Source organism: Roseomonas sp. CAU 1739, assembly GCF_039839775.1.
Lineage (GTDB): Bacteria > Pseudomonadota > Alphaproteobacteria > Acetobacterales > Acetobacteraceae > Neoroseomonas.
This window is the reverse complement of sequence record NZ_JBDOQQ010000001.1, coordinates 563,382-588,145: the sequence shown is the minus strand read 5'-3', so window position 1 is coordinate 588,145 and position 24,764 is coordinate 563,382. Positions and strand designations below refer to the sequence as shown.

Below are 24,764 nucleotides of genomic sequence, written 5' to 3'. Positions count from 1 at the left end.
GGTTTGTCCTCACAGGCTGATCCGGCGGGGATTCTCGCCCGACCCCGCCGATCCGTCCAGCGCTGGACAGGCAGGGCGGCCGCGCAGCAGCATCGGGACAGCCGCCAGGAACCCGCCCATGCCCCGCGTGAAGCCCCGCCGTGCCGAGGAGCTGCCGCCGGACCTCGCCGGCATCTGGGACCGCTACGTCAGCACCTATGGCCCCTTCGAGGGGCAGCTCGAGGTCTTCGCCCATGTGCCGGCGGCACTGCGGCACCTGATGCCGATGCTGATGGAACTGCGCACGGCGGGGACACTGCCGCGCCGGGCCCTGGAACTGGCCATCGTGGTCGTCTCGAAGCTGAACGCATGCGACTACTGCATCGCCCACCACCAACCTTTCCTGACCGTGGAAGGGATTCCGCCCGATGTGGTCGCCGGGCTGCCGCAGGGCCTCGACCATTCAGCGCTGACGGAATGCGACCGCGACGTCGTGGCGTTTTCAGTCGCCGCCTGGCAGGACAGCCACCGCGTGCCTGAACGCCTGTTCCGCGCCCTGCGGAGGCATTTCTCCGAGGCGCAGATCGTCGAACTGACGCTGCGCATCACGCTGACAGGATTCTTCAACCGCTTCTCCTCGGTACTCGGCATCGAGGAGGCGGCGCATGCCGATCCCAGCAGCACATGCCCCCCGAGCGGACTGCCTCGGACGGGTGACGATGCGCACTCAGATAAAAGGCCGGGGCGCGTTGCCTGAATGGGGCCCAAACGTGCCGATCCGGCAGGCTACAAGACTGGCGTCGCCGCCGGAATCGCCGGCAGCGGGACGCCCGATCAGCGCCGCGCCCGGGCTGGCACGCGCACCGGCACCGGGACCGCCTGCAGGCGCTGGCGTCGCCCGCCGCGCGGCGCATCGTCCCGTCCGTCCTGCAGCATCACCGCGGTGCCGATCTGCACCGACCCGAAGGTCAGGCCACTGAAGAACCACAGCATCGCGATCACCGGGATGCCACCCTGCTTCAGGATCAATTGCCCGACCCCGCCCGGATCGGCCCACAGCACCGCGGCAACGAACAACGCCGACAGGCCGAACCCGATCAGGCCGTGCAGGACCATGAAGCGAACGGCGGTGGGCATGCGTCGCAGGGACATGGGAGGTCTCCTTCTGCATTCGAAGATAGGCAGGTTGACCGCCGTTGCAAACCCGATCCCATGCCGCGCGGGTCACCATGCCACCGGCATAGCGCAGGCAGGCCGATGTCAGCCGCCCTTCACGCCCCCCGCCGTCAGCCCGGCAACGATCTGCTTCTGCGCCAGCAGCGTCAGCGCCAGCACCGGCGCGGTGACCAGAAGCGCAGCGGCCGACAACGGACCCCAGGAGATCTGCTCGAAGGTCAGCATATTGTTGACCGCGACAGGCAACGTCCGGCTCTCGCGCCCCGCCAGGACCATGGCGAAGATGAAATTGTTCCAGGAAAAGATGAAGGCGAGGATGGTCGCCACCGTGATGCCCGGCTTGGCGAGCGGCATCGCCACATGGCGGAAGGCCTGCCAGATCGTCGCGCCATCGACCAGCGCGGCTTCCTCCAGTTCAGCCGGCAGGCCTTCGAAGAACCCCATCATGATCCACACCACGATGGGCACGGTGATGACCAGGTGCGTGATGATGATGGGTGCGAGCGTCCCCGTCAGCCCGATCCACTGGAACAGCAGGAACAGCGGGATCAGGTAGGACAGGCCCGGCGTGATGCGGGCGATCAGGATCACCACCGCCGCCTTGGTCGCCTTCATCTTGGCAATGCCGTAGCCCGCCGGCACCCCGAACAGGATGGCGAGTCCGGTGGCGGTGAAGGACACGATCACCGAGTTGATCGCATACTTCACGAAGTCGTTGCGCTCGAACACCGCGATGAAATTGGTGAGCACCGGCGGGTTGGGGATGAAGATCGGCGGGTAGTCCGTGTTGTCCAGCTCGGTCTTGAGCGACAGCGACAGCATCCACAGGAACACGCTGATGGCGGGAGCGACCAGCATCAGCACGCCGAAGCCGAAGCCGATATTCCCGGCGATGCGCTTGACCTTCCGCATCATCATGCCTTCACCCGCGCGCGGGTCCACAGCAGCACCATCGCCAGCATGATGATGATGGCGAAGAACACCACCACCACCGCCGAGGCATAACCCAGGTTGTAGTAGGCGAAGGCCTGCAGATACAGGAAGATGTTGATCGTCTCGCTGGCCGTGCCGGGCCCGCCCTGGGTGATGACGTAGATGGTGTCGAAGGCCTTCAGCGCATCGATGGTACGGATGATCAGCGCCACCACCAGGAAGGGCGCAAGCAAGGGCAGCGTGATGTGCCAGAAGGACTGGAAGGGCGTCGCGCCATCGATCTTCGCAGCCTCATAGGGGTCGATCGGCAGCGAGGCGAGCCCACCCAGCAGGATCAGCATCACCAGCGGCGTCCAGTGCCACACCTCGACCATCACCAGCGTCGGGATCACCGTGTCGGGCGAGTACACCCACAATGACGGCGGCAGCCCGACCTGTTGCAGTAGCCAGTTCAGTACGCCGAGCTGCGGGTGGAACATCATGGTCCATACCAGCGCAACGGCGACGGGCGTTGCCATCATCGGCAGGATGAACACCGTCCGCGCCAGCCCGCGCAGCGGGAATTTGCGGGCGAAGGCCAGGGCCGCGAGCAGCCCCAGCACCATCGGGATCAGTACTGCGAGTGCGGTGAAATACAACGTGCGGATGATCGACAGCAGGAAGCGATCGTCGGAGACCAGCTTCGCGTAGTTGGCGAAGCCGATGAATTCCTGCCCGCCACCCAGCTTGTAGTCATGCAGCGACATGTACAGCGTGAAGAACCAGGGAAACAGGATGGTGCCGAGCACCACCACGCCGCAGGGCACCACAAACCACCAGTAGCGGCGGGCATAATTGTTCCGGCGACGGGGTGTGGCCCCCGCCGCCGCGCCGTCCAGCGTGGTCGTGCTGCCTGCCATCGGCTCAGCTCTCGCGTTCGGACTGTTCGAGGATGGGGCGGAAGGCGTCCGTCGCGCGCTTGAGTTCGGTCGCGACATCGGCACCGCCGATCGTGCTCGTCAGCGCCGCACCGATGGTGTCGCGGAACTCGGTCACCGGCACGATTTCCGGCAGGCCGGGGCGGCTGATGCGCGCGCTCTCGACCAGCGTGGTGAAGAACTCACGCGAGAAGGGGCTGCGCGAGATCGCCTCCTCGTTCTGATAGGGCGAGGTGCGTGCCGGCGAACCGGCACCCGAGGTCAGGAAGCGCAGCTGGTTGGTCTTGTTCGTCGCCCATTGCAGGTACATCCAGGCGGCGCCCTTCTTGCGGGACTGCTCGGCGATGCCGAAGGCGGTGCCGAACATCGCGCAGTGGTGATGCGCCGGCCCCCGCGGCACCACGGCATAGCCGACCTTGCCCGCCACGCGCGACCGGGTTCGGTCCTCGAGCGGCGCGGCGAATCCCACGCCATCCAGCCAGAACGCGGCACGGCCCTGCATGAACGTCGTCTGGCTCTCGTTCCAGTTGAAGCCGGATACGCCGGGCGGCGAGCAGTCCCGCAGCAGCTTCTTGTAGAATTCGCCGGCCCAGATCGCATCCGGCGTGTCGCTGATCAGCCGCCGCTGGCCGTCGATGAAGTCGCGCTGCTGCGTGCCCAGCAGGAAGGAGGAATACAGCACGACATTGGCGTTGCGCAGGCCGCGTCCGACATTGCCGTAGATCTGGCGCGACGTGTCGTTCAGGCGCCGCGCGCTTTCATACATCTCATCGAAGGTGGCCGGCGGGGCGATGTTCTTCGCGGCCAGCAATTCCTTGTTGTAGTACAGGATGAAGTAGTCGGTGAATTCGGGCAGCGTATCCATCCGCCCGTCCGCCTGGGTGGAATAGGCGACGGCACCCGCGCCGAAATCCGCGAAGTCGAAATCCGGGGAGGTGATCGTCGGGTCGGCCATCAGCGCGCGGATGTCGGTGCACCAGCGCGCCTTGCCGACCTGGCGCTTGTTCACGTGCAGGCTGATGCCGACCACGTCGAACGACGGCCGACCCGAGGCGAATTCGATGGCGAATTTCTGCCGGTGCTGCTGCTCGGGGATCTGCTCCGCGCCGACCCGGATGCCGGTCATGTCCTCGAATTCGCGCTGGTTCTGGATCAGGATCTGGCTGCGCGGATTGGAGGTCAGGCTGACTTCGATGCGCTCGCCGGAGAATCGCTTCCAGTCGAAGGCGGATTGGGCATTGGCCTCCCGCACGATTGGCGGTGCCGCCAACAGGCCGGCGCCGGCCGCGAGTGCCGTGCGGCGCGTGATGCCACGGTTCATGTCGTTCCCTCCGCGAAGCGGCGGGTCGATGCCCGCCTTGATGTGGGCGGAGTTTCGTGCGGAAGCGGTATCCCGCGCAAGCCCGCCGAAGACGGGCGTCAGATGGCCTCGCGGCGGATTGCCTCCAGCACCGCCGGGTCGGTGATCGGCGCGGTGTCCCAGGGCGGCGCGGGCGGTGGGTCGAGCGTCTCGAACACGGTGGACAGTTCGATCGTCCCGGTATCGGCCGGGCGGGGATAGGGCGTGGGATCGGGCGCGCCCGGCTGTTTCGGCTTGCCGATGGCGACGAAGAAATCCTCGAGCCCCGCCGGGACCAGCATCCACAGCATCCGGTATGGCCCGCCGCCATCATTGATGAAGCCGTGCCGCGCATGCGGCGGGGCAACCATGAAGGTGCCCGCGGTGATGCGCCGCACCACGCCGTCCAACCGGGCCAACGCCTGGCCCTCGACGATCCAGAAGATCTCGGTCTGCGCGGGATGGGCGTGCTCGCGAATCTTGCCGAGCGGCGGCAGTTCCTGAAGCCCCGCCGAGAAGCCCGCCGGCGCGCCGGTGAAACGCGGGGAGGTCAGCAATTCCACCCAGCCATTGGCCGGCTGCGGCTGCCAGTGCTGCTCTCCCTGTCCGGGCGGGACGACCAGCACGCCGGCCATCTAATGCATCCGGGGATGCTTGAGGAAGGACGTCCGGTCGGCCGAGACCACGGCCACCTCCCGCGACCCGCGCTGCCGGCCGAGCTTCAGCTTCACCGTCGCCCCGGCCTGGCCACAGGCCCAGACGGCGCGCCACATCTCGGCAAGGTCGGTGACCACGGCGCCATCGACGGACAGCACCCGGTCACCGGTCCGCACGCCGCAATTCTCGGCCGGTCCCCCGGGGGCGAGCGAGGCGATCGCCACCCCCTCGTCATCCTCGGTGGCATACAGCCCGAGCCAGGGCCGTGCCGGGCGGTTCACCCGCCCCAGCGTGACGAGGTCGTTCAGCACCGGCGACAGGCGGTGCACCGGCACCACCATGTTGAGGTCGAGCCGCCGCCCTTCCTCGCCCTGCTGCAATACCAGCGACCCGATGCCCATCAGCTTGCCGTCCGGCCCGATCAGCCCGGCCCCGCCCCAACTCGGATGCGCGGGCGCGGTGAACAGCGCGTCCTCGACCAGGTATTCCCAGTAGCCGGCGAAGGGCTGGCGCGCGACCAGCTTGCCGCTGACCGCATGGGCGCGCCCGCCACCGGCCGCGAGAAACACCGGCGCGCCGATGCGCAGGGCCTCACTGTCACCGAGTTCGATGGGTGCGACGCCCAGCTTTCCCAGCGCCTGCACCAAGCCGAAGCCGGTCTCCTGGTCGATCGCCAGGGTGTGGCCGGGCACCACGCGGCCATCGGCTGTGGTGATCCAGATCGCCTCGGCCTCGGTCACCAGGTAGCCGATGGTCAGCACCAGCCCGTCGCGGATGACGACGCCGCTGCCCTCCCGCTCGGTGCCCAGGGCCCGGGAGGTGAAGGCATCGGCCGGCACATGGCTGCGCAGCGTCACGATGCGCGCCATCGCGTCATCGATGTCGAAGGACCATTCCGAAGGGTCGGGTCGAAGATGTTCGGGAATGTCCAACTCGTCCTTGCTCATGCCTTGTCCGCCGGCGCCCCGCTGCGATCACCGGACAAGCCTAGCATGATCCTGCCGGCTGGGCAGGGGATGGCGGCGCCACGGCCGCGCGGGGCACGACCGGCGGGCGTAACGCGGAAAGGGGCCTTGCTCCTCTTCGAACCTCTCTCCACCAAAGGCTTAAGGCCTTTGGGAACCGATACCTCGCAGCGGGCGAGGCGGTGCGTCCTCATGCCGACACGATCGTGACGTCCAACAGCGGCAAACCATGATGCCGCCGCGCATGACGCGCCCGCCCATCGGCGGCACGCCGGCCTGCCCAACCCCAAAAGCCCGCGGTCCAGGGGCCCGCAGGCCCCTGGTGGGGTGGCTTGGAGGGGCAAGGCCCCTCCAACCTTCCTGGCCTGCCCGTCCCGCGACCGCGACAAGGTCCAGTGCGAGCCATCCGTTAGGTATCAGCTTTTCCGCACATTCCAGAAGGTCGGGAAGCCCTTCTGGACGCCCGTCACATTGCTCCGGTAGGCGACCGGCTGCAGGTACTGACCGAGTGGGATGGAAGGCACGTCCTCCATGCATTGCACCTGGATCTGCCGGCAGATCTCCTGCTGCGCGGCGAGCGTCGGCGCCTCGAACCAGGCCTCGCGCAGGTCCTCGAGCTTCTGGCTGACGGCCCAGCCGGGCCAGCCCGCGCGGTCGTTGCCATTGCCGCGGATGGCGTAGTGGTTGGACGGATCCATGTGGTCCACGCCTTCCCAGCCGGTGTTGAAGCAGGACCAGCCGCCCTGTTCGACCGGGCCGCGGTTGTTGCGCCTTGACAGCATGGTGCCCCAGTCGGTCGCGACATAGTCCACATTCATGCCGATGCGGCCCATGACGTCGGCCATCACCTCGCCGATCGCCTTGAACTGGGCGTAGTCCACGGCGGCGAGGATCGCGACCTTCTCATTGGCATAGCCCGCCTGCTTCAGCATCTCCCGCACCTTGGCGAGGTCGCGGGTGCCCTTGAGCGGTTCGAGCCCGGCCTCGCTCGCCATCGGCGTGTTGGGGCAGAAGACGCCGTGCGGGACATGGAACATCGCCGCGTCGTCGCCGACGATCGACTGCATGAAGTCGGTCTGGCTGAAGGCATGCAGCATGGCGCGCCGGATCGCCGGATTGTTGAAGGGCGGCTGAACATGGTTCGGCCGCATCATGTCGACCGACCCGGTCGGGTTGGTGATCTCGATCTTGATCTGGCGGTTGCGGCGCAGCAGCGGCAGCAGGTCGTGGGTCGGGTTCTCCCACCAATCCTGTTCGCCCTGCGACAGGGCAGCGACCTTCGTTGCGGCGTCGGGGATGGTGGTCCATTCGACGCGGTCGAAGAACACCCGCTTGGGGCCGGCGTTCCATTCCATCGGCCCGTCCTCGCGCGGGACATAGCCGTCGAATTTCGCATAGACGTTGCGCGACCCGGCGAGGCGCTCGCTGGCGACGAAGCGGAACGGGCCGGAGCCGATCATCTCGGTGATCTGCGTGAACGGATCGGTGTTGGCCAGCCGCTCGGGCATCATCGCCGGCATCGGCGAGGTGACCTTGCCCAGCGCCGCCGGCAGCAGCGGAAACGGCCGCTTGAGCACGAAGCGGATGGTGCGGTCGTCCGGCGCGCTCAGTTCGTCGGTGCGTTCCATCAGCGCGCCGCCCAGCGCATCGCGCCGGGCCCAGCGGCGGATCGAGGCGACGCAATCCTTCGCCAGCACGGGCTCCCCATCATGCCATTTCAGGCCCGGCCGCAGCGTCAGGTTCCACAGCTTGCCGTCATTCTCGATGGTGTGGCCGGCGACCATCTGCGGATGCGGATTGAAGTTGGCATCCGACCCATACAGCGTGTCGAACACCATGTGCCCGTGGCCGCGCGTCACGTAGGCGGTGGTGAAGTGCGGATCGAGGAAGGCAAGATCGATCTGCGGAATGAAGCGCATGACGTTGCTGCCCTGCGCGAGGGCGAGACGCGGCGCGGCGAACCCAGCGGCTGTGAGTGCGAGAACGGAACGACGGCTGACAGACATGCGACCTCCTGTGCGGGCGGTGAATGGCCGATACTCCCTGTGACGGCAGGCTAGCAGCGGCCATGCCACGCCGCACAACAATGCGACCGCGCGCCATCGCCGTGGGCGGTATCGCCTTCATGCCCGGCTGCGCTAGCATCAGCCGGCATGGAGCGCATTCCTGACGAGATCACGGCCGGACTGCGTGCGATGGGGCTGCTTGCCTCGGCCGCGGTGGCGATAGGTGCGCCGCTCGCGGGCGGCGTCTCCTCCGATATCTGGCATGTGGTGCTGCCGGATGGACGGCAGGTCTGCGTCAAACGCGCGCTGGCGAAGCTGAAAGTGGCGGCGGATTGGCGCGCCCCGGTCATCCGCAACCGCTATGAGGCCCGCTGGCTCGCCCGCGCGACGCAGGCCGTGCCAGGGTCGGCCCCTGCCCTGTTCGGCCAGGACGAAGCGTCCGGCACACTGGTCATGGAATGGCTGCCGCCCGAACAGCACCCTGTCTGGAAGGCCAGGCTGCACGCGGGCGACGCCGACCCTTCCTTCGCCGCCGAGGTCGGCCGCCGCATCGCGCGCATCCACGCCTTCGCGGCCGAACGGCCCGAACTGTCGGCGGAATTCCCGACCGACTCGCTGTTCCACGCCATCCGGCTCGATCCCTATCTGATCGCCACGGCGCGGGCGCATCCCGACCTTGAACCTGTGCTGGCCGGGCTGGCGGCGCGCACCGCCGCGACCAGGCTCACCCTGGTGCATGGCGATGTCAGCCCGAAGAACATCCTGGTCGGGCCGGGAGGGCCGATCTTTCTGGATGCGGAATGCGCCTGGTGGGGCGATCCGGCCTTCGACCTCGCCTTCTGCCTGAACCACCTGCTGCTGAAATGCCTGTGGACGCCATCCGCGGCGGCCGGCTTCCTGCATTGCTTCGAAGTATTGGCGACGGCCTATCTCGCCGGCGTGGCGTGGGAAGCGCCGGCGACGCTGGAAGCCCGCGCGGCCTCCCTGCTGCCCGGCCTGTTCCTCGCCCGCGTGGACGGCAAGAGCCCGGTCGAGTACCTGACCAGGGAGAAGGACAAGGACCGCGTGCGCCGCGTGGCGCGTGCGCTGCTGGTCTGCCCGCCCGACCGCCTGCGGACGGTGCGGCTCGCCTGGGGGGAAGACATCGGCGCATGAGTTCCACGACAATCGCATCCGTGCGCGGCCGCCGCGTGTGGGACAGCCGCGGCCGTCCGACGGTGGAGGCCGAGGTCCGGCTTGCCGGCGGTGCACGCGGCATCGCCATCGCCCCGGCCGGGGCCAGCACCGGCAGCGGTGAAGCGGTCGATCGCCGCGATGGCGGGACCGCCTTCGGTGGCTATGACGTGAAGGGTGCGGTCGCCTCGGTGAACGGGGAGATCGCGCCGCGCGTCGCCGGCATGGATGCCGCCGACCAGGCCGCGCTGGATGCGGCGCTGATCGCGCTGGACGGTACGCCGAACAAGTCGCGGCTCGGCGCGAATGCGACGCTGGCGGTGTCGATGGCCGCCGCGCATGCCGCCGCACATGCCAATGGCAGGCTGCTGTGGAAGCACCTCGGCGGCGACGACGCGACGCTGCTGCCGCTGCCGCAGATCCAGATCCTGGGCGGCGGTGCGCATGCCGGGCGCCGCGTCGACATCCAGGACTTCCTGGTGATCTGCCCCGCCGCGACGTCCTTCGCCGAGGCGCTCGACTGGACCGCCGAGGTCTATCGCGCCGCTGGTGGCATCATGAAGGATCGCGGCCTGCTGCAGGGTGTTGCCGATGAGGGCGGCTGGTGGCCTGCCTTCACCGCGAACGAGCAGGCGCTCGAAACCCTGGTCGCCGCCATCGAGCGCGCCGGCTTCAAGCCAGGATCTCAGGTCGCTATCGCGCTCGATATCGCGGCCACCGATTTCGGCAAGGGCGGGCGCTATCGCCTCGGCCTCGAAGGGCGCGAACTCGATACCGACGGCATGATCCGCATGCTGCTCGGCTGGATCGACGCCTATCCGATCGCCTCCATCGAAGACCCTCTCGCCGAGGACGACGCTGAAGGCTTCGCCGCCTTTACCAAGGAGGTCGGTTCCCGCATCCAGGTCGTCGGCGACGACTTCCTGGTGACCGATGCCGCACGGGTGCGTGAAGCCGCCCGCCATGGCGCAGCCAACACCGTGCTGATCAAGCCCAACCAGCGCGGCACGCTGACCGAGACCAAGGCCGCCTGGGACGCGGCCAAGGAGGTCGGTTATGCCGGCATCGTCTCCGCCCGGTCGGGCGAGACCGAGGATGTCACCATCGTCCATCTCGCCCTGGGCTGGGGTGTCGGCCAGTTGAAGGTCGGGTCCTTCGCGCGCTCCGAACGCATGGCCAAATGGAACGAGGCGCTGCGGATCGAGGAAGGGCTCGGCGCCCGCGCGCGCTTCGCCGGCGGGGCGGTGCTGGGGCGATCGCGGGGATGATGGCTGGCGTCGGAACGGCGGGGCCCTGCCCCTTCGCACCACAGCGTCAAAGGCCAGGGGGGCTTTGGCAACCGTTGCCCGGGGCACGGCACGCCGTCACGTCACCCGCGCTGGGTGCAGGCCCGGTATCAGGCCATCGTCACGCCCTGCGCGCCCGGCGCCGGCAGACCTCGGTCCAAGGATCCGTTGGCCATGGGTGCGGGAGGTCCGGAGGGGCGGAAGCCCTGTTCGGTGCGCCCTCCCGTTCCTCCAGGTGAAGGTCCTCCTCCACTACGCCGCTGGCCCTGGCCTGGCCGCGCGCCTGCGCGCCCTGCCCGGGCTCGACCTGTCGATCTGCGCGGATGCGGATGAGGCGGGTTTCGCCGCCGCGCTGCCGACGACCGAGGCCATCTGGCATGTGCTGAGGCCGCTCACCGCCGCGCATATCGCCGCCGCGCCGAAACTCCGCCTGATCCAGAAGATCGGCGTCGGCGTGAACACCATCGACGTCGATGCCGCGCGCGCGCGGGGCATCGCGGTGTGCAACCTGCCCGGGACGAATGCGCGGGCAGTGGCCGAGTTGACCCTGCTGCTCATGCTCGGTGCGCTGCGCCGCGTGGCGCATTTCGACGCCGAGACCCGCGCCGGCCGAGGCTGGGCGCAACCGCCGGCGCTGCAGGACAGCCTGTTCGAACTGGGCGGGCGCACCGTCGGCCTGATCGGCTACGGGGCAATCCCCGCGCTACTCGCCCCGGTGCTCGCCGCCATGGGCTGCCGGCTGATCTATACCGCGCGCACGCCGAAGCCGGACGCCGAGGGATCCTACCGCACCCTCGCCGGCCTGCTCTCGGACGCCGACATCGTCTCCCTGCACATTCCCGAGACGCCCGAGACACGCGGGCTGATCGACGCAGGCGCGATCGCGCGCATGAAGAAGGGCGCGGTGCTGGTGAACACCGCGCGCGGCGGCCTGGTGGACCAGGTGGCGCTGGCCGAGGCGTTGCGCTCGGGCCATCTCGGCGCCGCCGGGCTCGACGTTTTCGCGCATGAGCCGGCGGACCCGTCCGACCCGCTGTTCGCCCTGCCCAATGTGGTGGTCACGCCGCATGTCGGCTGGCTGACGACGGGAACCTTCGACCGGTCCTTCGCCATCGCTGCGGACAATATCCGCCGCCTTGGTGCCGGCGAGCCGCTGCTGCACAGGGTCGCATGAGCGTGGTGCGGCATGGCCCGGTGGGCGGAACCGGAGAAGGGCCTTGCCCTTCTCCGGACCTCACCCCACCAAAGGCTTGAGGCCTTTGGGAACCTTGAATTGGTGCCGTGCATCAGGCGATGGCGTCATGGTCAGGACGGGCTGCGCGTGAGGCTCGATTCCGGCCACCGCGCCAGGCGGTCACCCCGAGGCGTGGACGTGCCGTCGCGCCCGGCGCCAGGCAGAATTCCGGGGCCGCGCGCCCACTGCCACGCGCGACGCCAGGCTTGGCCAGCGCCAGGTGACGGTCTCCAAAGGCCCACCGGCCTTTGGTGGGGTGAGATCCGGAGAGGGGCAAAGCCCCTCTCCGAGGCGCCACCCGCATGACCCCGTCCCCCGCCCCCCTCGCGGAGATCGTCCGCCTCTCCGCCCCCACCATCCTGGTCACCTTCGTCCAGGCGGCCGCGCAGACCACCGAGGCCGCGCTGATCGGCCGGCTCGGCACCGATGCGCTCGCCGGCTATGCGCTGGTGCTGCCGCTGCTGATGCTGATGAACATGACCTCGGGCGGGGCGATGGGCGGCGGCGTCGCCTCGGCGCTGGCGCGTGCGATCGGCGCAGGACGGATGGACGAAGCGGCTTCGCTGATCACCCATGCGGCGGTGATCGCGCTGGCGATGGGGTTGCTGACCACCGGGCTCGCGCTGAGCTTCGGGCCGATGCTGTATCGCTGGGTCGGCGGGACCGGGCCGGCACTGGATCATGCGCTCGCCTATTCCTCCATCCTGTTCGGCGGCGCCGGGCTGATCTGGCTGGCGAACATTCTGGGGGCCGCCTTGCGCGGCGCGGGACGGATGCGCCTGCCGGCCATCATCATGACCGTCGTCTGGGTGATCGAGGCGCCGCTGTCGGGCTTCCTGATGCTGGTGCTGGGCTGGGGGCTGCCGGGGGCGGCGGTCGCCTACCTCATCGTCTATGGGCTGGCGACGGTCGGAATGTTGGTAATGATCGCGCGCGGCGGCGCCGGCTTCCGGCCGCGCTTCAAGGCACCGCTGCGGCGGGACCTGTTCCACCGCATCCTGTCGGTCGGCGTGGTTGCGACGGTGATGGCGACCATCGCCAACCTGACCGTGGTGCTGATGACCGCGCTGGTCGCCCGCCACGGCACGGCGGCGATCGCGGCCTATGGCGTCGGGGTGCGGCTGGAATTCCTGATCATCCCGCTCGGATTCGGCATCGGGGTGGCGCTGACCTCGCTGGTCGGGCGACGGGTCGGCGCGGGGGATTGGACGGCGGCGCGGATGACGGCCTGGCGTGGCGGGCTGATCGCCGGGGCGGCAGCCGGGGTGATCGGGCTGACCGCGGCTCTCTTTCCGCATCCGCTGGCGCGTTTCTTCGCCTCCGACCCCGCGGTGCAGGAGGCGATCGTGCTGTATCTGCGCTGGGTCGGCCCATCCTTCGGTCCATTCGGTCTGGGGATGGCGCTGTATTTCGCCTCGCAGGGTGCGGGGCGGATGCGCGGGCCGTTCGCCGCGTCGGTATCGCGGATGGGTGTGGCGGTCGGTGGGGGGTGGCTGCTCGCGGCCTTCACCACCGCCGGGTTGCCGGGGGCCTTCGCGGCGGTGGCCGGCGGGCTGGTGTCCTACGGGCTGCTGATGGCGGTCTCGGTGCGGCCGGGGGTGTGGCGGTAGCGGCGAGCCGCTTCATTCGCGGCCCTTCATGCCGTCCCGGCACGGCGACCAGGGTGTGATTGTCAGGTCGGTGACGGAAAGCGATCGCGGTGCCACTTCCAAGGGAGCGGTCTCGCCTGTCTTGCGTCGCGAACGACAACCCAAGGTGGCGCGCCCGACCGGCTTCACGCCGGGCAGGCATGTCGTGCTCGTGAATGCTCGCTGGGGTTGCGCAATTCGCTATGGATTCTTTGCCCGCGGGGATAATGTCGCCAGCGCAATCTTGTGGCGAACGGCGGTCATGGTGGAACGACACCTGATGCTGACGCTGAGGGACAACCTGCCGGAGCCATCCCGGCGGCGAATCCTGGACCAAGCGGCCGCCCTGGGCGCCCGTCCGGTCGTCGTGTTGCCGCGTGCCTTCATCCTGTTCGGTCCCGAGGAGTCCTGCAGCCGCCTCGCCGCCATTCCCGGCGTCGCGCATGCGGGCAGCGTGACCTTCACACCCCCACCCATACGGCGCCTGCGTGCCGGGCCGGACGGTCATGTCCGGGAGGTGACGGGATAAGGCCGCCCATTCGGGGAAGCCACGCGAGCGGGCGCAGACGTGCGTGACGACGATGGGCTGGAGCGGTTGCCGCGAGGCCGCCGTGCCAGGCCGGGTCAACAGCGAAAAGGGAGGACATCATGGCGAACATTCCCGTCAGCGTCGGCCAGGAGCTCTTGAACGTCCCGTTTCCCGAGATGGTCGAGAAGCTGGCCTCGGCCATCGCGCAGGCGCAGATGGCGCTCGACCTGAATTCCATCCGCACCGCCCAGGCGCTGGCGACGACGAATATCCCCGAAGGGACCGTCGCCATCGCCATCAAGGAGACGGTCAACGCGGACGGCCAGGTGACCAACACCGAGGTGTTGTTCAACGACAAGGAGATGCCGCTGCTGGTGTTCGGCATCAACCCGACCTTCTATGCCTTCAGCGAGACGATCATCGAGGTGAAGATGGCGATCACCATGGCGGTCGAACGCACCACGAAGTTCAGCTTCGGCACCACGACCTCCTTTACCAACACGACCAAGTTCAATGCCTCCTTCGCGACCGGCGGGCTGGTTTCCTTCCTCGCAGGATCGGCCAAGGCCGGGGTGGAGAACACCTCGACCGTGGCGCTCAGCAGCACGATGAACGCCTCCTACTCCAGCAAGTTCAACTTCAAGGAGGAAGGCTCCTCCCTGCTGCGCACGACGCTGCGCCCGGTGCCGCCGCCCGAACGGGTGCTGCCCAAGATCACGGTCCAGGAACCGGCCGCGCCGAACCCGTAGGCGGCGTGCCATGCCGAAGGAGATCGAGGAGGTCCTGGTCCGTCCCCTGGCCGATGTGCTGGCCCGGGTCGGGGAAGGCGTGGCCGAGGCGCAGCGGGCCCTGGATGCCGGCAGCCTCGCCGCGCAGACGCTGATCGACAACGACCCGGCGCTCGCCGCGACCGGCCTGCAGGCAACCTGGTACCATATGCCGGAGGTGACGCTCGAACTGCGGATGTCGCTCAGCCTGACTCGCGAGAATACCGTGCAGAACGGCAAGGTCCTGCTGTCCCGGCTGCAACTCCTGGCGGCGCCGCACAATGCGCGGCTGCAATCGACGCTTGGCATGGAGGCCTCCGGGACCAGCCTGCTGAAGGCGCGGATCGTCTCCATCCCGCCACCGGGCCGGACCGGGGAGTGATCCGCGCGACGGATTGAGGGGAGGATGCCGGCGCATGTCCGGGGACGACATTTCGCGACGCCTGGACGACCAGGCACGCAGGGCTGAGGCGCTGGAGGCCGCCGTCAAGGCGCTCCAGTCAGGGTCGGGCGGCACCGCGAGCGGACTCGCGGATCTGCGGAAGGATCTTGCGGCCATCGGCAAGCGCGTCGATGCCATGCAGGCCGGCACGGCTTCCGAGGACACGGCGGCGCTCCGCAGGACCATCGATGCCCTGCTCGGCGAACGGGTGAAGCTGTCCGAGCAGGTCCGCCGCCTGTCGGAAACGACGCGTCAGGCCAGCCCCGCCACGTTGGCCGAAGGCTTCCGCCAGGCCGCCATTGCCCTGCAGGCGGGACTCGCACCACGGCCGGGCGATGCGGCCGCCTTCGGAATCGTGGACCTCCAGGTCGGGCTGAAGGCGCTGCTGGCGATCGGCGATGACGGCGCTCTCCGCTTCGTCCTGCCGGCACCGGGCGAAGTCCCGGAGGCGGCCGCGCTCACCGATCTCCGATTCACCCTGCGCGCGCAGCCGGAGGCCGCGCCGACCCGGGTTGGCGAACTGCTTCCGGTGCCGAGCCTGCTTGGCCTGTCGCGCGCATCGGCTGAGTCGCGGCTCGGGCAGGCGGGCCTTGGCGTCGGCAGCATCGCCGAGGCCGAAAGCGCCTCCCTGCCCGGCACGGTGATCGGCCAGTCTCCCGAGCCTGGCGTCGAGGCCGCGCCCGAGGTCAGGGTGGACCTGTTGCTGGCGTTGCCGCGCCGGACGGCGGTGCCGGATCTTGCCGGCCTCAGCGCGATGGAGGCGGAGGCTGCGCTCGCGGCCGCCGGCCTGCTGCCGGGCCGGCAGGACGAGGCCGTCGCCACGACCGCACCCCGCGGGACGATCGTCGCGCAGGACCCGGCCGCCGGCACCATGGTTCCGCTCGGCGCCGCTGTCGGCATCACCCTGGCCACGGCGGCGCCGGAGCGCGTCGTGGTGCCCGATATCGTCGGGCTGGCCAGGGCAGAGGCCGAGGCTCGGCTCGGCGCGGCGCGGTTGGCGCTGGCTCCGATCACGGATCGGGCAGCCGCGAAGGAAGGCTTAGTGCTCGCTCAGGATCCAGCGGCGGGAACGCCGGTCGCACCGGGAAGTGCCGTGTCGGTCAGGCTTGGCCCCGGCGCCGACCTGCCGGTGCTGATCGACCGCGCGGTGAAGGCCGCGGCTGGAACGCGGACCGGCATCAGCGGGACCCTGTTGCGCCAGCGGCTGACACAGCTTGCGCTGCCCGACGCAGCGGCCTTCGCGGCGCTGGCCGTGGCCTCGGATGACGCCTTGCAGGCGGTGATCGGCGCACCCACGCCGCGCGGGCTTGCCGATGCCCGAGCCGCGCTGCGCAAGGCCCTGGCGGACGACTAGTGGTGCGCCCGATCCCGCAGGTCGGGTGATCCGTGCAGCCGCGCGGCACGCGATGGATCGTGGCGGGCCCTGTCTCGCTGGACCAGGTGCAAGCGACCGTGCGCCGGCGTCGGGCTCCAGGCCCACCGGGATTCGCAAGCGACGCCATTCGGCTCGGATGGACCTGATGGAGGCCGGAGCCTAGAGATGGCGCGAGAATGCGCCGTGCGGTGCCTTCCCGCGTCCGACGCCGGTGCGCGCGCCCACCGGGCCCGCGATCCGGCATGGAGCGGCGTGGGCATGCGCGGCGATGCCGGGGCTTTCAAACGGACTCCAAGAACACCGCCATGCCGCACGACCTGATCAAGACGTCCCGAGACGGCGTCATCGCCACCGTCCTCATCGACCGGGCGGAAAAGCGCAACTGCCTCGACCTGCCCATGTGGATCGCGCTGGGGGAGGCCCTGTCCGCCCTGTCCGCCGACGAATCCCTGCGCGCGGTCGTCATCCGCGGCGCCGGGGAAGACGCCTTCTGCGCCGGCGCGGACATCGCCGCCTTCGCGCATGAACGCGGCACGCCGGAGCGCGAGGCGGTCTACGGACGCGAATTGCACGGCGCCTTCCACGCCATCCGCACCTGCATCCACCCCACCATCGCCGCCTGTTCCGGCTGGACCATGGGTGGCGGCTGCGGCATCGCCACCATGTGCGATTTCAGGGTGGGGTCGGAGGCGACACGGATCGGCATCCCGGCGCGCAACCTCGGCATCTTCTACGCCTATGAGGAGATCGACCCGATCATGCAGTCGGTCGGCTATGCCGTGACCGCCGAGATCCTGATCGAGGGGCGCGTCTTCACCGGCGGCGAGGCGCTGGACAAGGGCCTGCTGTCGCGACTGGTGGCGGATGGGGCCGTGCATGCGGAGGCACTGGCGCTCGCGCAGCGGATCGCCCAGGGCTCGCCGCTGTCGGCGCGGTTCCACAAGAAGGCGATGCAGCGTTTGCGGGGCGGCCTGCCGATCGGCGCCGAGGACCGCATCGAGGAGGGATCCTTCGCCTATACTGAGGATTTCCGCAACGCGGCCCGGGCCTTCGTCGAGAAGCGCAAGCCGGTCTTCGAAGGGCGCTGACGCCACCGGTCCGGTGTTCCGTCGCGGGCGGCAAGCGCCTGGCGCTGAACCACGCGGCCCGAATCAGGGGCCGGTCTTCGAAGACTGCTGACACGACTGCCGTCACCCCGCATGGGGCCGGCGGCGCGCGGCGCGACCGGGCCCGCACCAACCGCGGTGCCCGCGTGCCGGGTTAGAGCGTGAAGGCCGCAGGTGCGAATGCACCGGAGGTCTGAATCACGCGTCAAACAATAGGTTAGGGCGTGATGGGTGAACGAATGTGAACCGATCATGCTCCAACGCCGGGAACGGCGGCGCCCAACGGCCGCGGCCGGACGAACCCCCATCGGTCAGCGTCAACGACCAGGTCCATGAATACCGCTTTTTTACGGCTGTCCAGGCAGACTGCCGCGCCATGCACGAAATCAGCACCGACATCCTCGAGCGTTTCGGGACCGCCGCCTATCAGCCGGCGACATTCCTGGCGCGCGGCGTCACGGTTCCCTTCACCACCCCTTTCCTGCTCGGCGCGCGCATCCGTCCCACCGATACGCGGTCGGGGCTGGAGGTGGTGATCACCAACCCGTCGGGCGGCCGCGGCTACTACATCGTGCCATGGGGCGCGCTGCCCGAGGTCTGTTCCCCCACCCTGCACGACCGGCGGCTGTGGCAGCGCCTGTCGGACCAGACCGCCGTCGCACCCTCCCTGGTGCGGGAGACGGCGCGAGCCGTCGCCGCCGAGGGCCTGGCGGGGCGGGCCGCGGCGGCCGCCGTCGCCCAGGCGCGCAGCGAGGAGGGGGCGGCGCGCATGCGGGCGAACTTCCTGCTCCTGCTCGACCTGATCCGTCGCAGCGAGACACGCGACGAGGCCGCGGTACCGCCGCAGCGCGACACGCCCGCGAACATCGAGATCCGCGCTCGCCGCGCGGTGGCGCGCTACGCGCCGCGCCTGGGCGTGAGTGCCGAGATCATCGCCGCCTGGCTGGAATCGATCGCCGCCGCCTTCGCGGGCATCGGCGTGCCCGGCGATGGTGCCGCGTCGCGCATGCGCGCGCTCGCCCAGCGCCTGATCGCCATGGTGCAGGAGATCGAGTTGTGGATCGCGCATTCGGCCGATCCCAAGGAACAGCATGCGGCCATGCTCGTGGTCGATGCAGCGCGGCTGACGCTCGGCTGCGCCGGCGCGGCGTTCAAGGACCTGGACGGGCTGCTGTCGGACACGCCGACGCTGCTGCGCGCGTGGCGCGAGGATTCGACCGACCTCGGCAGGCGCGCCGCCCGGCCGGACTGGCTGCTCGATGGCTGGCAGGTGATCTGCGAATTGTGGCGCGACGCCGATCCGGGACTGCGCGGCGGCGCCTTGTGGGAAATGGCCATGCTGGCCCCCGTCATGCCGCGCGAGGTCGAGGAATGGTTCGGCATCGAGGAGGATTGGGAACGCCCCACGCGATTGCGCCGCGTGGTGCGCGCCAACGAGGATTGGCGCAGCGGGCGGATGCTCGACATCGTCGCGCGCAACGAAAGGCTGCGGGCGAGGGTCGCATGAACATCACCTCCCCCGCCGCCGAGCAGCGGCGACTGGTGCACGCTGTCGCCGCTGCCTCCGACAAGGCGCTGGCAGGCATCGTCGCGCTGTTCGACAGCATGACCGACCGGCAGGAGGCGGACCGGCTGCTCGATGCGGTGCGGCCGCGACTGCGCCGGCTGCGGCCGCCCCGGCCCATCACCCTGCCGCGCCTGCTGTTCCTGCCCGTGCAGGGCGTCATCGCCGAGGCACGGTCCTGGCGCCGGCAGGATGGCGGCCTTCCGCGCAGCGCGCTGGTGCCGATCGCCGAAGCGGTGCGCCTGGCGATGGGAGCCGAGGCGCAGGCGATCGAGGCACTGCTGGCAGGCCGCAATTTCGCCGACCTGCGCACCGTCGATGCGGCGGGGCGCCGGCTGTGGCAGGCCGCGGCCGCGATCGCGCCCGGACTCGCGCAGCCGCCGGGCTGGGAGGCAGCCGGGCTCGCCGCGACCGATTTCCGCCACGCCATGATCGTGGCCGGTGGGGTTTGGCGGCATGCCAACCCGCTCTGGGCCGCGCTGCTGGTGGCGCGCGATGGCCCGCCGGACGAACTGGTGCGCGATGCGCTTGTCGCCGCCGCTACCGAGGACCCGATGGTGCCGGAGGCGATACTCGCGACCCTGTTGCTGCAGGCCGCCAGGCCCGGCAGCGTGGTGGCGGCGGCGGTGGCCGCGCGAATGGGCGCGCCGGTGGCGGACCGCGTGCTCGACCGATGGATCAATGGCTGCAGCCCGGACATCACGGTGAATGATGCGCAAGGTTCGGCCCGGTTGGCCGAGGCATTCGCCGAGGCAATGGACGATCTGGACGCCTGCCCCGCCGGGCGCCGGCCGGACAGACGCCAGCGTATCGCCGGGTTGCGCCGCGATATCGGCGAAGCCTGCCGTGTCGCCTTCGTCGATGGCGCCAGGGCAGGCCTCCTCGAACCGATGGCGGCATCCTTGGCGCCGCCGGATGATGGCGCCATGTCCGCCCTCGAAGGCACGGCGCGGGCGCTGAAGCGCCTGGAACGGGCGGGGCGCGTGCTAGGCGGCGGCGCCGCCTATGACTTGGCGCTGCGGCAGATCGCCGATGCTCTCGGGGCTACGCGCGCGGCGCCGGGGTCCAACCCGGCCGACCTCGCCAGGCTCGCCGAAATCCTGGTGGGGCCTGAGGACGCGCTGAAGCTGCTTGACGACTGAACCGTGGGGGCCGACCCCCGGCGCGTCAGATCGGGCAGGCGCCGCTGGCGCAGGCGAGATGCGCCATGTCCAGCGCCTCATGCAGCGCCGGGTCGCGGATGGCGGCGACGATCGCCTGGAACTCGGCTTCCGTGACCTCCTCCTCCGGCAGGTATTCGTAGCCGAGGGCCGCATCGGGAGCCGAGGGAAGCACCGCGCAGCAGCGCACCTGCGGCTGGTGCGTCAAAAGGATGTCGCGGAAAGCGTCGAGGTCGTGGCGATCGGTATAGACCTTGAGCGTGTAGGAGATCTGGTTGCCGCGCTCGGCACCGATCCAGTGGCGTTCCATCAGCGACAGCCAACGATACTGGTCTTCTGGGCTGGCTTCCGGCGCGGTCTTCAGACGGTCGCCGGCGCCCAGGCGCTGGATCAGCGGCAGGGTCGGGAAGCCGACCACGCTCATGCCGGGGAAGGAGCGCAGTTCCTTCACCGGATAGCCGCGCGCTTCGTAGTCCGCGAGCAGCGGGTCGGCATCGGCATGCCAGTGGCCGGCCTCGTCGCGCGTGCCCTTGAACTGCACCCAGCGGAGATACTGGCGCCGCGCGGGCAGATGCGCGCCTTCGGTGAGGCCGAACAGCTTGGAGGTGGTGCCGGCCGGCTTCACCGTGGTGACGGTGAAGGGGCGCACGCGGCCGAGCTCGTCGGCATAGGCGTCGGCTTCCTCCTTCGCGGCGTCGGACAAGCGGGCCAGTGCTTCCCAGAACGGCGCGGATCGGTCCTCGTCCAGCAAATCGTCGAAGCCGAGGCCGAAGCGCGCCCAGGCCCATTCGTGCAGGCCGGTCGGGCCGATGCCCATGCGGTTGGTGCGGCGGACTTCCTCGGCATAGAGCGCGTCCATGGAATTCGCGCGCATCAGGAAGCGCACGCCGAGGCGGACGGAATCCTCCACCCGCGCATCCCATTCGGCGGCCATGGCATCGGGCACGATGCCGGGCAACACGCTCGCCGGATCGACCGGGCAGGCCAGCAGCGGCGCGAAATCGGCGATGACGCAGTAGCCGCCGGTGACGTGCAGGACGATCTCGCCGCAGGGATTGGTGGTGCAGGGGAAATGCGCCTCGGCGGCACGTGCCGACAGGTCGGCCAGCAGGGCCGAGGCATCGGTCACCTGATACCGCTTGGACCGGACATCGCGGCCGTCATGATAGACAGGCTTCTCCCGCGCGCGGCCGGTGCGATGGTCCTCCAGCATGTCGCCGTTGATGAAGCCGGGCTCGCCATTGACGAAGGCGCAGCGCGTGACCTCGTCGAAGACCGCCAGGGCGCGGACATCCTCGGCGCGGGCGGAACCGGCGCGCGCCGCCTGCACGCCGCGCCAGAAGGCGGCATCGACCATCACCGAGTTGTTCGCGGTCCACAGCCCGCCTTCCGACTTGGCGCGAATGAAGCGGATGATGCCGGGGTCGCGCCAGTTCTTCGTCGCCATGCGCGCGGCACGGCGGGCGCCGCCGACCTGAACTTCCACCGACAGGTGGTGGTCGACCAGCATCGCCTGTTCCCACGGCTCGGCCAGGCGGCCGTCGCGCGCGGGGGCGATGACGTCGCGGCGGATCGCCATGAAGGCGCGCATCAGCGACAGCGGGCCCGAGGCCGGGCGCCCCTGCATGCCGCCGATCGGCGCGCCGCGCGGGCGGATGGCGGAGAAATCCAGCACCAGCGTTCGGTCAGCGGCACCTTCGAAGGCGAGGCTTTCCAGCAGTTCGATTGCCTTCGCCCAGCCTTCCCGGCTGTCGGCGACGGCGTGGTGTATGGCCCCTTGCGGCGCGGCGGCGGGCGAGGCCAGCCATTCCGTGGCGATGAAGGCGCGCACGGCGTCGGCATCGAAGGCGGCCTCGCTGGTGCCCCACGGGATCAGGCCGAAATCGACGGCGAAGCGGTGCAGCGTCGCGCGGTCGTGCGGCACATCCGCGTGGTCGGGCGACAGGTGCAGCAGCAGGTCCGGCGCGCGCGCCCAGTCCACCGCGACCAGCGCGTCGTCATAGGCGCGGCCGACGCCCGACCCGTTCAGCAGCAGATAGAATTTGGCAAAGGAGGCGATGGCCGTCGCGCAATTGGTGAAGACCTCCATGTTGCGGCTCGCCTGCTGCGCATCGCCATGCTGCAGGTGGCGGCCGGAGGTGATCAGCGCGCCGGTGGCGATGGCGTTGCGCAGCCGGGCGCGCTCGGCGACATCGCGCGCCCCAAGCGGACGGCCGAGCAGCGACATGTTGCCTTCCGCCACGCGATCGGCGACGCGGCCAAAGCATTCCGAATCATCCGGACGGAACACGGTGCGGCGGGCGACCGCGACGCCCATGCCGGCATCGAGCGGGCGTGGCGTCAGTTTCGCCTCGCCGAAAGCGCCGCCGGGCAGTGGCCGCACGACCCCGTTCGGTGCCCGAAGGGCCCCGGCCTGCATTCCATCCATCGCGATCTTTCCCCGTCGGGGTGGCGCCCCCTCGCGCCGCCCCGGTGTTGCGAAACCCTATCAGGGATTCGCAGTGCTCACCACTAGATATGGTGTTCTTCAGGCAGATCAACCACTAAAACTGGACAGCAACCGGTGACTCGTGGTGCGGGGCCGGCTTCGCGCCGGCCTCGCGTGGAGATCAGCCGCGGACCAGGGGGCAGCCGCCTTCGCTGAGCGGGCGGAAGGCTTCCTCGGCCGGCACCGTCGCCTTCAGATTGTAGAAATCCCATTCGCCGCGGCTTTCCGCCGGCGTCTTCACCTGGAACAGGTAGGCCGGGTGGATCTTGCGCCCATCCTCGCGCACCCGGCCGGGGCCGAAGGCGTCGTCATCGGTCGGCATGCGCTTCATGACGTTGACGACCTCGAGGCCGGACGCCTTCGCACGCGCCACGCCGACCTCCATCACCGCCTTGAGGTAGTGGATGACGCAGGAATAGGTGCCGGCATGTTCCTGCCCCGGCATGTTGTCCGGCGTGCGGCGCAGGATGCGCTGCGCCAGGCCACGCGTGCGGTCGTTGAGGTCGTGGTAATAGACCTCGGATAGCAGCATGCCCTGGGCGGCCTCGAGGCCGATCGCCTTGATGTCCTGCACGAACATGATCATGCCCGCGAGTTGCGCGCCGCGCCGCGTCAGGCCGAATTCATGCGCCTGCTTGACGCAGTTCACCATGTCGGCGGCCGCCATCGCCAACCCGACCACCTTCGCGCGCGACGCCTGCGCCTGCAGCAGGAACGACGAGAAATCGGTCGTGCCCGGGAACGGATAGCGCGCCGAGCCCAGCACGCGCCCACCCGCCTTCTGCACGAAGGCGCCGACATCGCGTTCCAGCTGATGGCCGAAGGCGTAGTCGGCGGTGATCATGTACCAGGTGTCGCCGCCTGCGCGTACCGAGGCGCCACCCACCACATTCGAGAACATCCAGGTGTCGTAGGTCCATTGGATGGTGTTGGCCGTGCATTGCGGCCCCGTCAGCGCCGAGGACGCCGCGCCAGAGGCCAGCTGGACCTTGTCTTTTTCCTTCACCAGATTGGCGACGGCGAGCGCGATGGCGGAGTTGTTCACCTCGCAGATCATGTCCACGCCGTCCTGGTCGATCCAGCGGCGGGCGAGCGCGAGCGCGGCATCGGGCCGGTTCTGGTGGTCGCCCTGGATGACCTCGACGCGGATGTTCCGGCCGGCCATGCCCATGTCCTCGACCGCCTGCTGAGCGGCGGCGAGGCTGGTGGGGCCGGAGGTGGACCGGTAGGGACCCGAGAAGTCGGCCAGCACGCCGATGCGGATCACCTGGTCGCGCGGCTGCGCCCAGGCACGGCCGGTGGTCAGGGTCGCGGCACCGGCAACGGCACCCCCCGCCAGGATCTGGCGGCGGTTCACGATGGTCATGGTCTGGACGGCTCCCGATTGTGGTTCGAGGTTGCGATCCATCCCGTTGCATGGGCCACCCGCCTGCGCAAGCGCGACGGCATTGCGCGCCGGCGCGGCAGAGCGCGGGACCGTGCCCGATGGCGCAATCCCGCCGGACCGGTCAGAAGCGGAAGTTCAGGCTGACCCCGGGCTGCGGCGCGTAATAGACCGGCGGCGGCGGCGCATAATAAACCGGCGGCGGCGGCGCGTAGTAGACCGGTGGCGGCCGGTAGTACCGGGGCGGCGGTGGCGCATAGTAGACCGGCGGCGGCGGTGCCCAGCCATAGTATTGGCCCGGTGGGCCATAATAGCCGCCGCGGCGGCCACGACCCCGGCCACCTTCGCCACCATCCCCGGCCGGCAGCAGCGCCGATGGGCGCGCCTCCGGCACCGCCAGGAAGGGGCTGGCGCCGGCGCGTACCAGCGTCGTGCCGGTGCCGCCGTCAGTGGCCGCCACGGACATCGCTGCGACACGCGGCATGGCGGCCTCCGCCCCGCCCGCCAGCGTCACATGGGCAACGCCGAGCAGAATGGCGCTGATCGTTACAGGTCGCATCGGTCCCTCCGGCTGCCAGTCGCTCTGGTTCAACGCTGGCTTGTCATCGCGTCGTGGCAGAGTCGTGGCACAATCGGCATGGCGACGACACAAGATC

At 69.6% G+C, this 24,764-nt stretch carries 22 protein-coding genes; 12 read left to right on the top strand and 10 right to left on the bottom strand.

From position 1 onward, the window contains the following. Window positions 1–118: 118 nt before the first annotated feature. Window positions 119–736, top strand: a complete 618-nt coding sequence (locus AAFN86_RS02795; RefSeq protein WP_347541685.1) for a carboxymuconolactone decarboxylase family protein — start codon at window positions 119–121, stop codon at window positions 734–736. A gap of 77 nt (window positions 737–813) precedes the next feature. Here the strand turns inward: AAFN86_RS02795 and AAFN86_RS02790 are convergent, their stop codons facing one another. The 7 genes from AAFN86_RS02790 to AAFN86_RS02760 form a co-directional block, all read right to left on the bottom strand. Beyond that, window positions 814–1,131, bottom strand: coding sequence for a hypothetical protein (locus AAFN86_RS02790; RefSeq protein WP_347541684.1), 318 nt, complete (start codon window positions 1,129–1,131; stop codon window positions 814–816). 108 nt (window positions 1,132–1,239) lie between these two features. After that, on the bottom strand, window positions 1,240–2,073 hold the full coding sequence (locus tag AAFN86_RS02785; protein WP_347541683.1) for a carbohydrate ABC transporter permease: 834 nt from the start codon (window positions 2,071–2,073) through the stop codon (window positions 1,240–1,242). Then, window positions 2,070–2,987 (bottom strand): sugar ABC transporter permease, encoded by a 918-nt coding sequence (locus AAFN86_RS02780; RefSeq protein ID WP_347541682.1) that lies wholly within the window; start codon window positions 2,985–2,987, stop codon window positions 2,070–2,072. The genes AAFN86_RS02785 and AAFN86_RS02780 overlap by 4 nt, the downstream gene beginning before the upstream one ends. A gap of 4 nt (window positions 2,988–2,991) precedes the next feature. Beyond that, the gene (locus tag AAFN86_RS02775; RefSeq protein WP_347541681.1) at window positions 2,992–4,326 is read right to left on the bottom strand and encodes an extracellular solute-binding protein; all 1,335 of its coding nucleotides are present in this window, start codon (window positions 4,324–4,326) and stop codon (window positions 2,992–2,994) included. 98 nt (window positions 4,327–4,424) lie between these two features. After that, window positions 4,425–4,979, bottom strand: a complete 555-nt coding sequence (locus tag AAFN86_RS02770) for a cupin domain-containing protein (protein ID WP_347541680.1) — start codon at window positions 4,977–4,979, stop codon at window positions 4,425–4,427. Then, window positions 4,980–5,948: a S1C family serine protease gene (locus tag AAFN86_RS02765; protein ID WP_347541679.1), complete on the bottom strand. Its 969-nt coding sequence runs from the start codon at window positions 5,946–5,948 to the stop codon at window positions 4,980–4,982. Window positions 5,949–6,382: 434 nt separating this feature from the next. Next, a complete protein-coding gene (locus tag AAFN86_RS02760) occupies window positions 6,383–7,972 on the bottom strand; it encodes an ABC transporter substrate-binding protein (protein ID WP_347541678.1) in 1,590 nt (529 codons plus the stop codon). A 147-nt stretch (window positions 7,973–8,119) separates the two neighbouring features. On the opposite strand from AAFN86_RS02760, the gene AAFN86_RS02755 reads away from it, so the two are divergent. The 11 genes from AAFN86_RS02755 (at window position 8,120) to AAFN86_RS02705 (ending at window position 20,218) form a co-directional block, all read left to right on the top strand. Continuing rightward, window positions 8,120–9,127: a phosphotransferase gene (locus AAFN86_RS02755; protein ID WP_347541677.1), complete on the top strand. Its 1,008-nt coding sequence runs from the start codon at window positions 8,120–8,122 to the stop codon at window positions 9,125–9,127. Continuing rightward, window positions 9,124–10,413, top strand: coding sequence for a phosphopyruvate hydratase (gene eno / locus AAFN86_RS02750; RefSeq protein ID WP_347541676.1), 1,290 nt, complete (start codon window positions 9,124–9,126; stop codon window positions 10,411–10,413). Before AAFN86_RS02755 ends, eno begins: the two co-directional genes overlap by 4 nt. Window positions 10,414–10,666: 253 nt before the next feature. Continuing rightward, a complete protein-coding gene (locus AAFN86_RS02745) occupies window positions 10,667–11,605 on the top strand; it encodes a 2-hydroxyacid dehydrogenase (protein WP_347541675.1) in 939 nt (312 codons plus the stop codon). Between the two features lie 362 nt (window positions 11,606–11,967). After that, complete coding sequence (locus AAFN86_RS02740; RefSeq protein WP_347541674.1) at window positions 11,968–13,275, top strand: MATE family efflux transporter; 1,308 nt, start codon at window positions 11,968–11,970, stop codon at window positions 13,273–13,275. A 145-nt stretch (window positions 13,276–13,420) separates the two neighbouring features. After that, window positions 13,421–13,822 (top strand): hypothetical protein, encoded by a 402-nt coding sequence (locus AAFN86_RS02735; protein WP_347541673.1) that lies wholly within the window; start codon window positions 13,421–13,423, stop codon window positions 13,820–13,822. Window positions 13,823–13,941: 119 nt separating this feature from the next. Then, window positions 13,942–14,571, top strand: a complete 630-nt coding sequence (locus tag AAFN86_RS02730) for a hypothetical protein (RefSeq protein WP_347541672.1) — start codon at window positions 13,942–13,944, stop codon at window positions 14,569–14,571. 10 nt (window positions 14,572–14,581) lie between these two features. Beyond that, a complete protein-coding gene (locus AAFN86_RS02725) occupies window positions 14,582–14,971 on the top strand; it encodes a hypothetical protein (protein WP_347541671.1) in 390 nt (129 codons plus the stop codon). A 34-nt stretch (window positions 14,972–15,005) separates the two neighbouring features. Beyond that, entirely contained in the window at window positions 15,006–16,385 is a 1,380-nt protein-coding gene (locus tag AAFN86_RS02720; RefSeq protein ID WP_347541670.1) for a PASTA domain-containing protein, read from the top strand. Between the two features lie 326 nt (window positions 16,386–16,711). Then, complete coding sequence (locus tag AAFN86_RS02715) at window positions 16,712–17,494, top strand: enoyl-CoA hydratase-related protein (protein ID WP_347541669.1); 783 nt, start codon at window positions 16,712–16,714, stop codon at window positions 17,492–17,494. A 394-nt stretch (window positions 17,495–17,888) separates the two neighbouring features. After that, window positions 17,889–19,019: a hypothetical protein gene (locus AAFN86_RS02710; protein ID WP_347541668.1), complete on the top strand. Its 1,131-nt coding sequence runs from the start codon at window positions 17,889–17,891 to the stop codon at window positions 19,017–19,019. Beyond that, window positions 19,016–20,218, top strand: coding sequence for a hypothetical protein (locus AAFN86_RS02705; protein WP_347541667.1), 1,203 nt, complete (start codon window positions 19,016–19,018; stop codon window positions 20,216–20,218). Before AAFN86_RS02710 ends, AAFN86_RS02705 begins: the two co-directional genes overlap by 4 nt. A gap of 25 nt (window positions 20,219–20,243) precedes the next feature. On the opposite strand, the gene AAFN86_RS02700 is transcribed toward AAFN86_RS02705, so the two are convergent. From AAFN86_RS02700 to AAFN86_RS02690, 3 genes are all read right to left on the bottom strand, one after another. Then, complete coding sequence (locus AAFN86_RS02700) at window positions 20,244–22,664, bottom strand: recombinase (RefSeq protein ID WP_347541666.1); 2,421 nt, start codon at window positions 22,662–22,664, stop codon at window positions 20,244–20,246. 181 nt (window positions 22,665–22,845) lie between these two features. After that, the gene (locus AAFN86_RS02695; protein ID WP_347541665.1) at window positions 22,846–24,090 is read right to left on the bottom strand and encodes an ABC transporter substrate-binding protein; all 1,245 of its coding nucleotides are present in this window, start codon (window positions 24,088–24,090) and stop codon (window positions 22,846–22,848) included. 142 nt (window positions 24,091–24,232) lie between these two features. After that, window positions 24,233–24,667 carry a hypothetical protein gene (locus tag AAFN86_RS02690; RefSeq protein WP_347541664.1) on the bottom strand — a complete coding sequence of 145 codons (435 nt, stop codon included), beginning with the start codon at window positions 24,665–24,667 and terminating at the stop codon, window positions 24,233–24,235. Window positions 24,668–24,764: the final 97 nt, after the last annotated feature.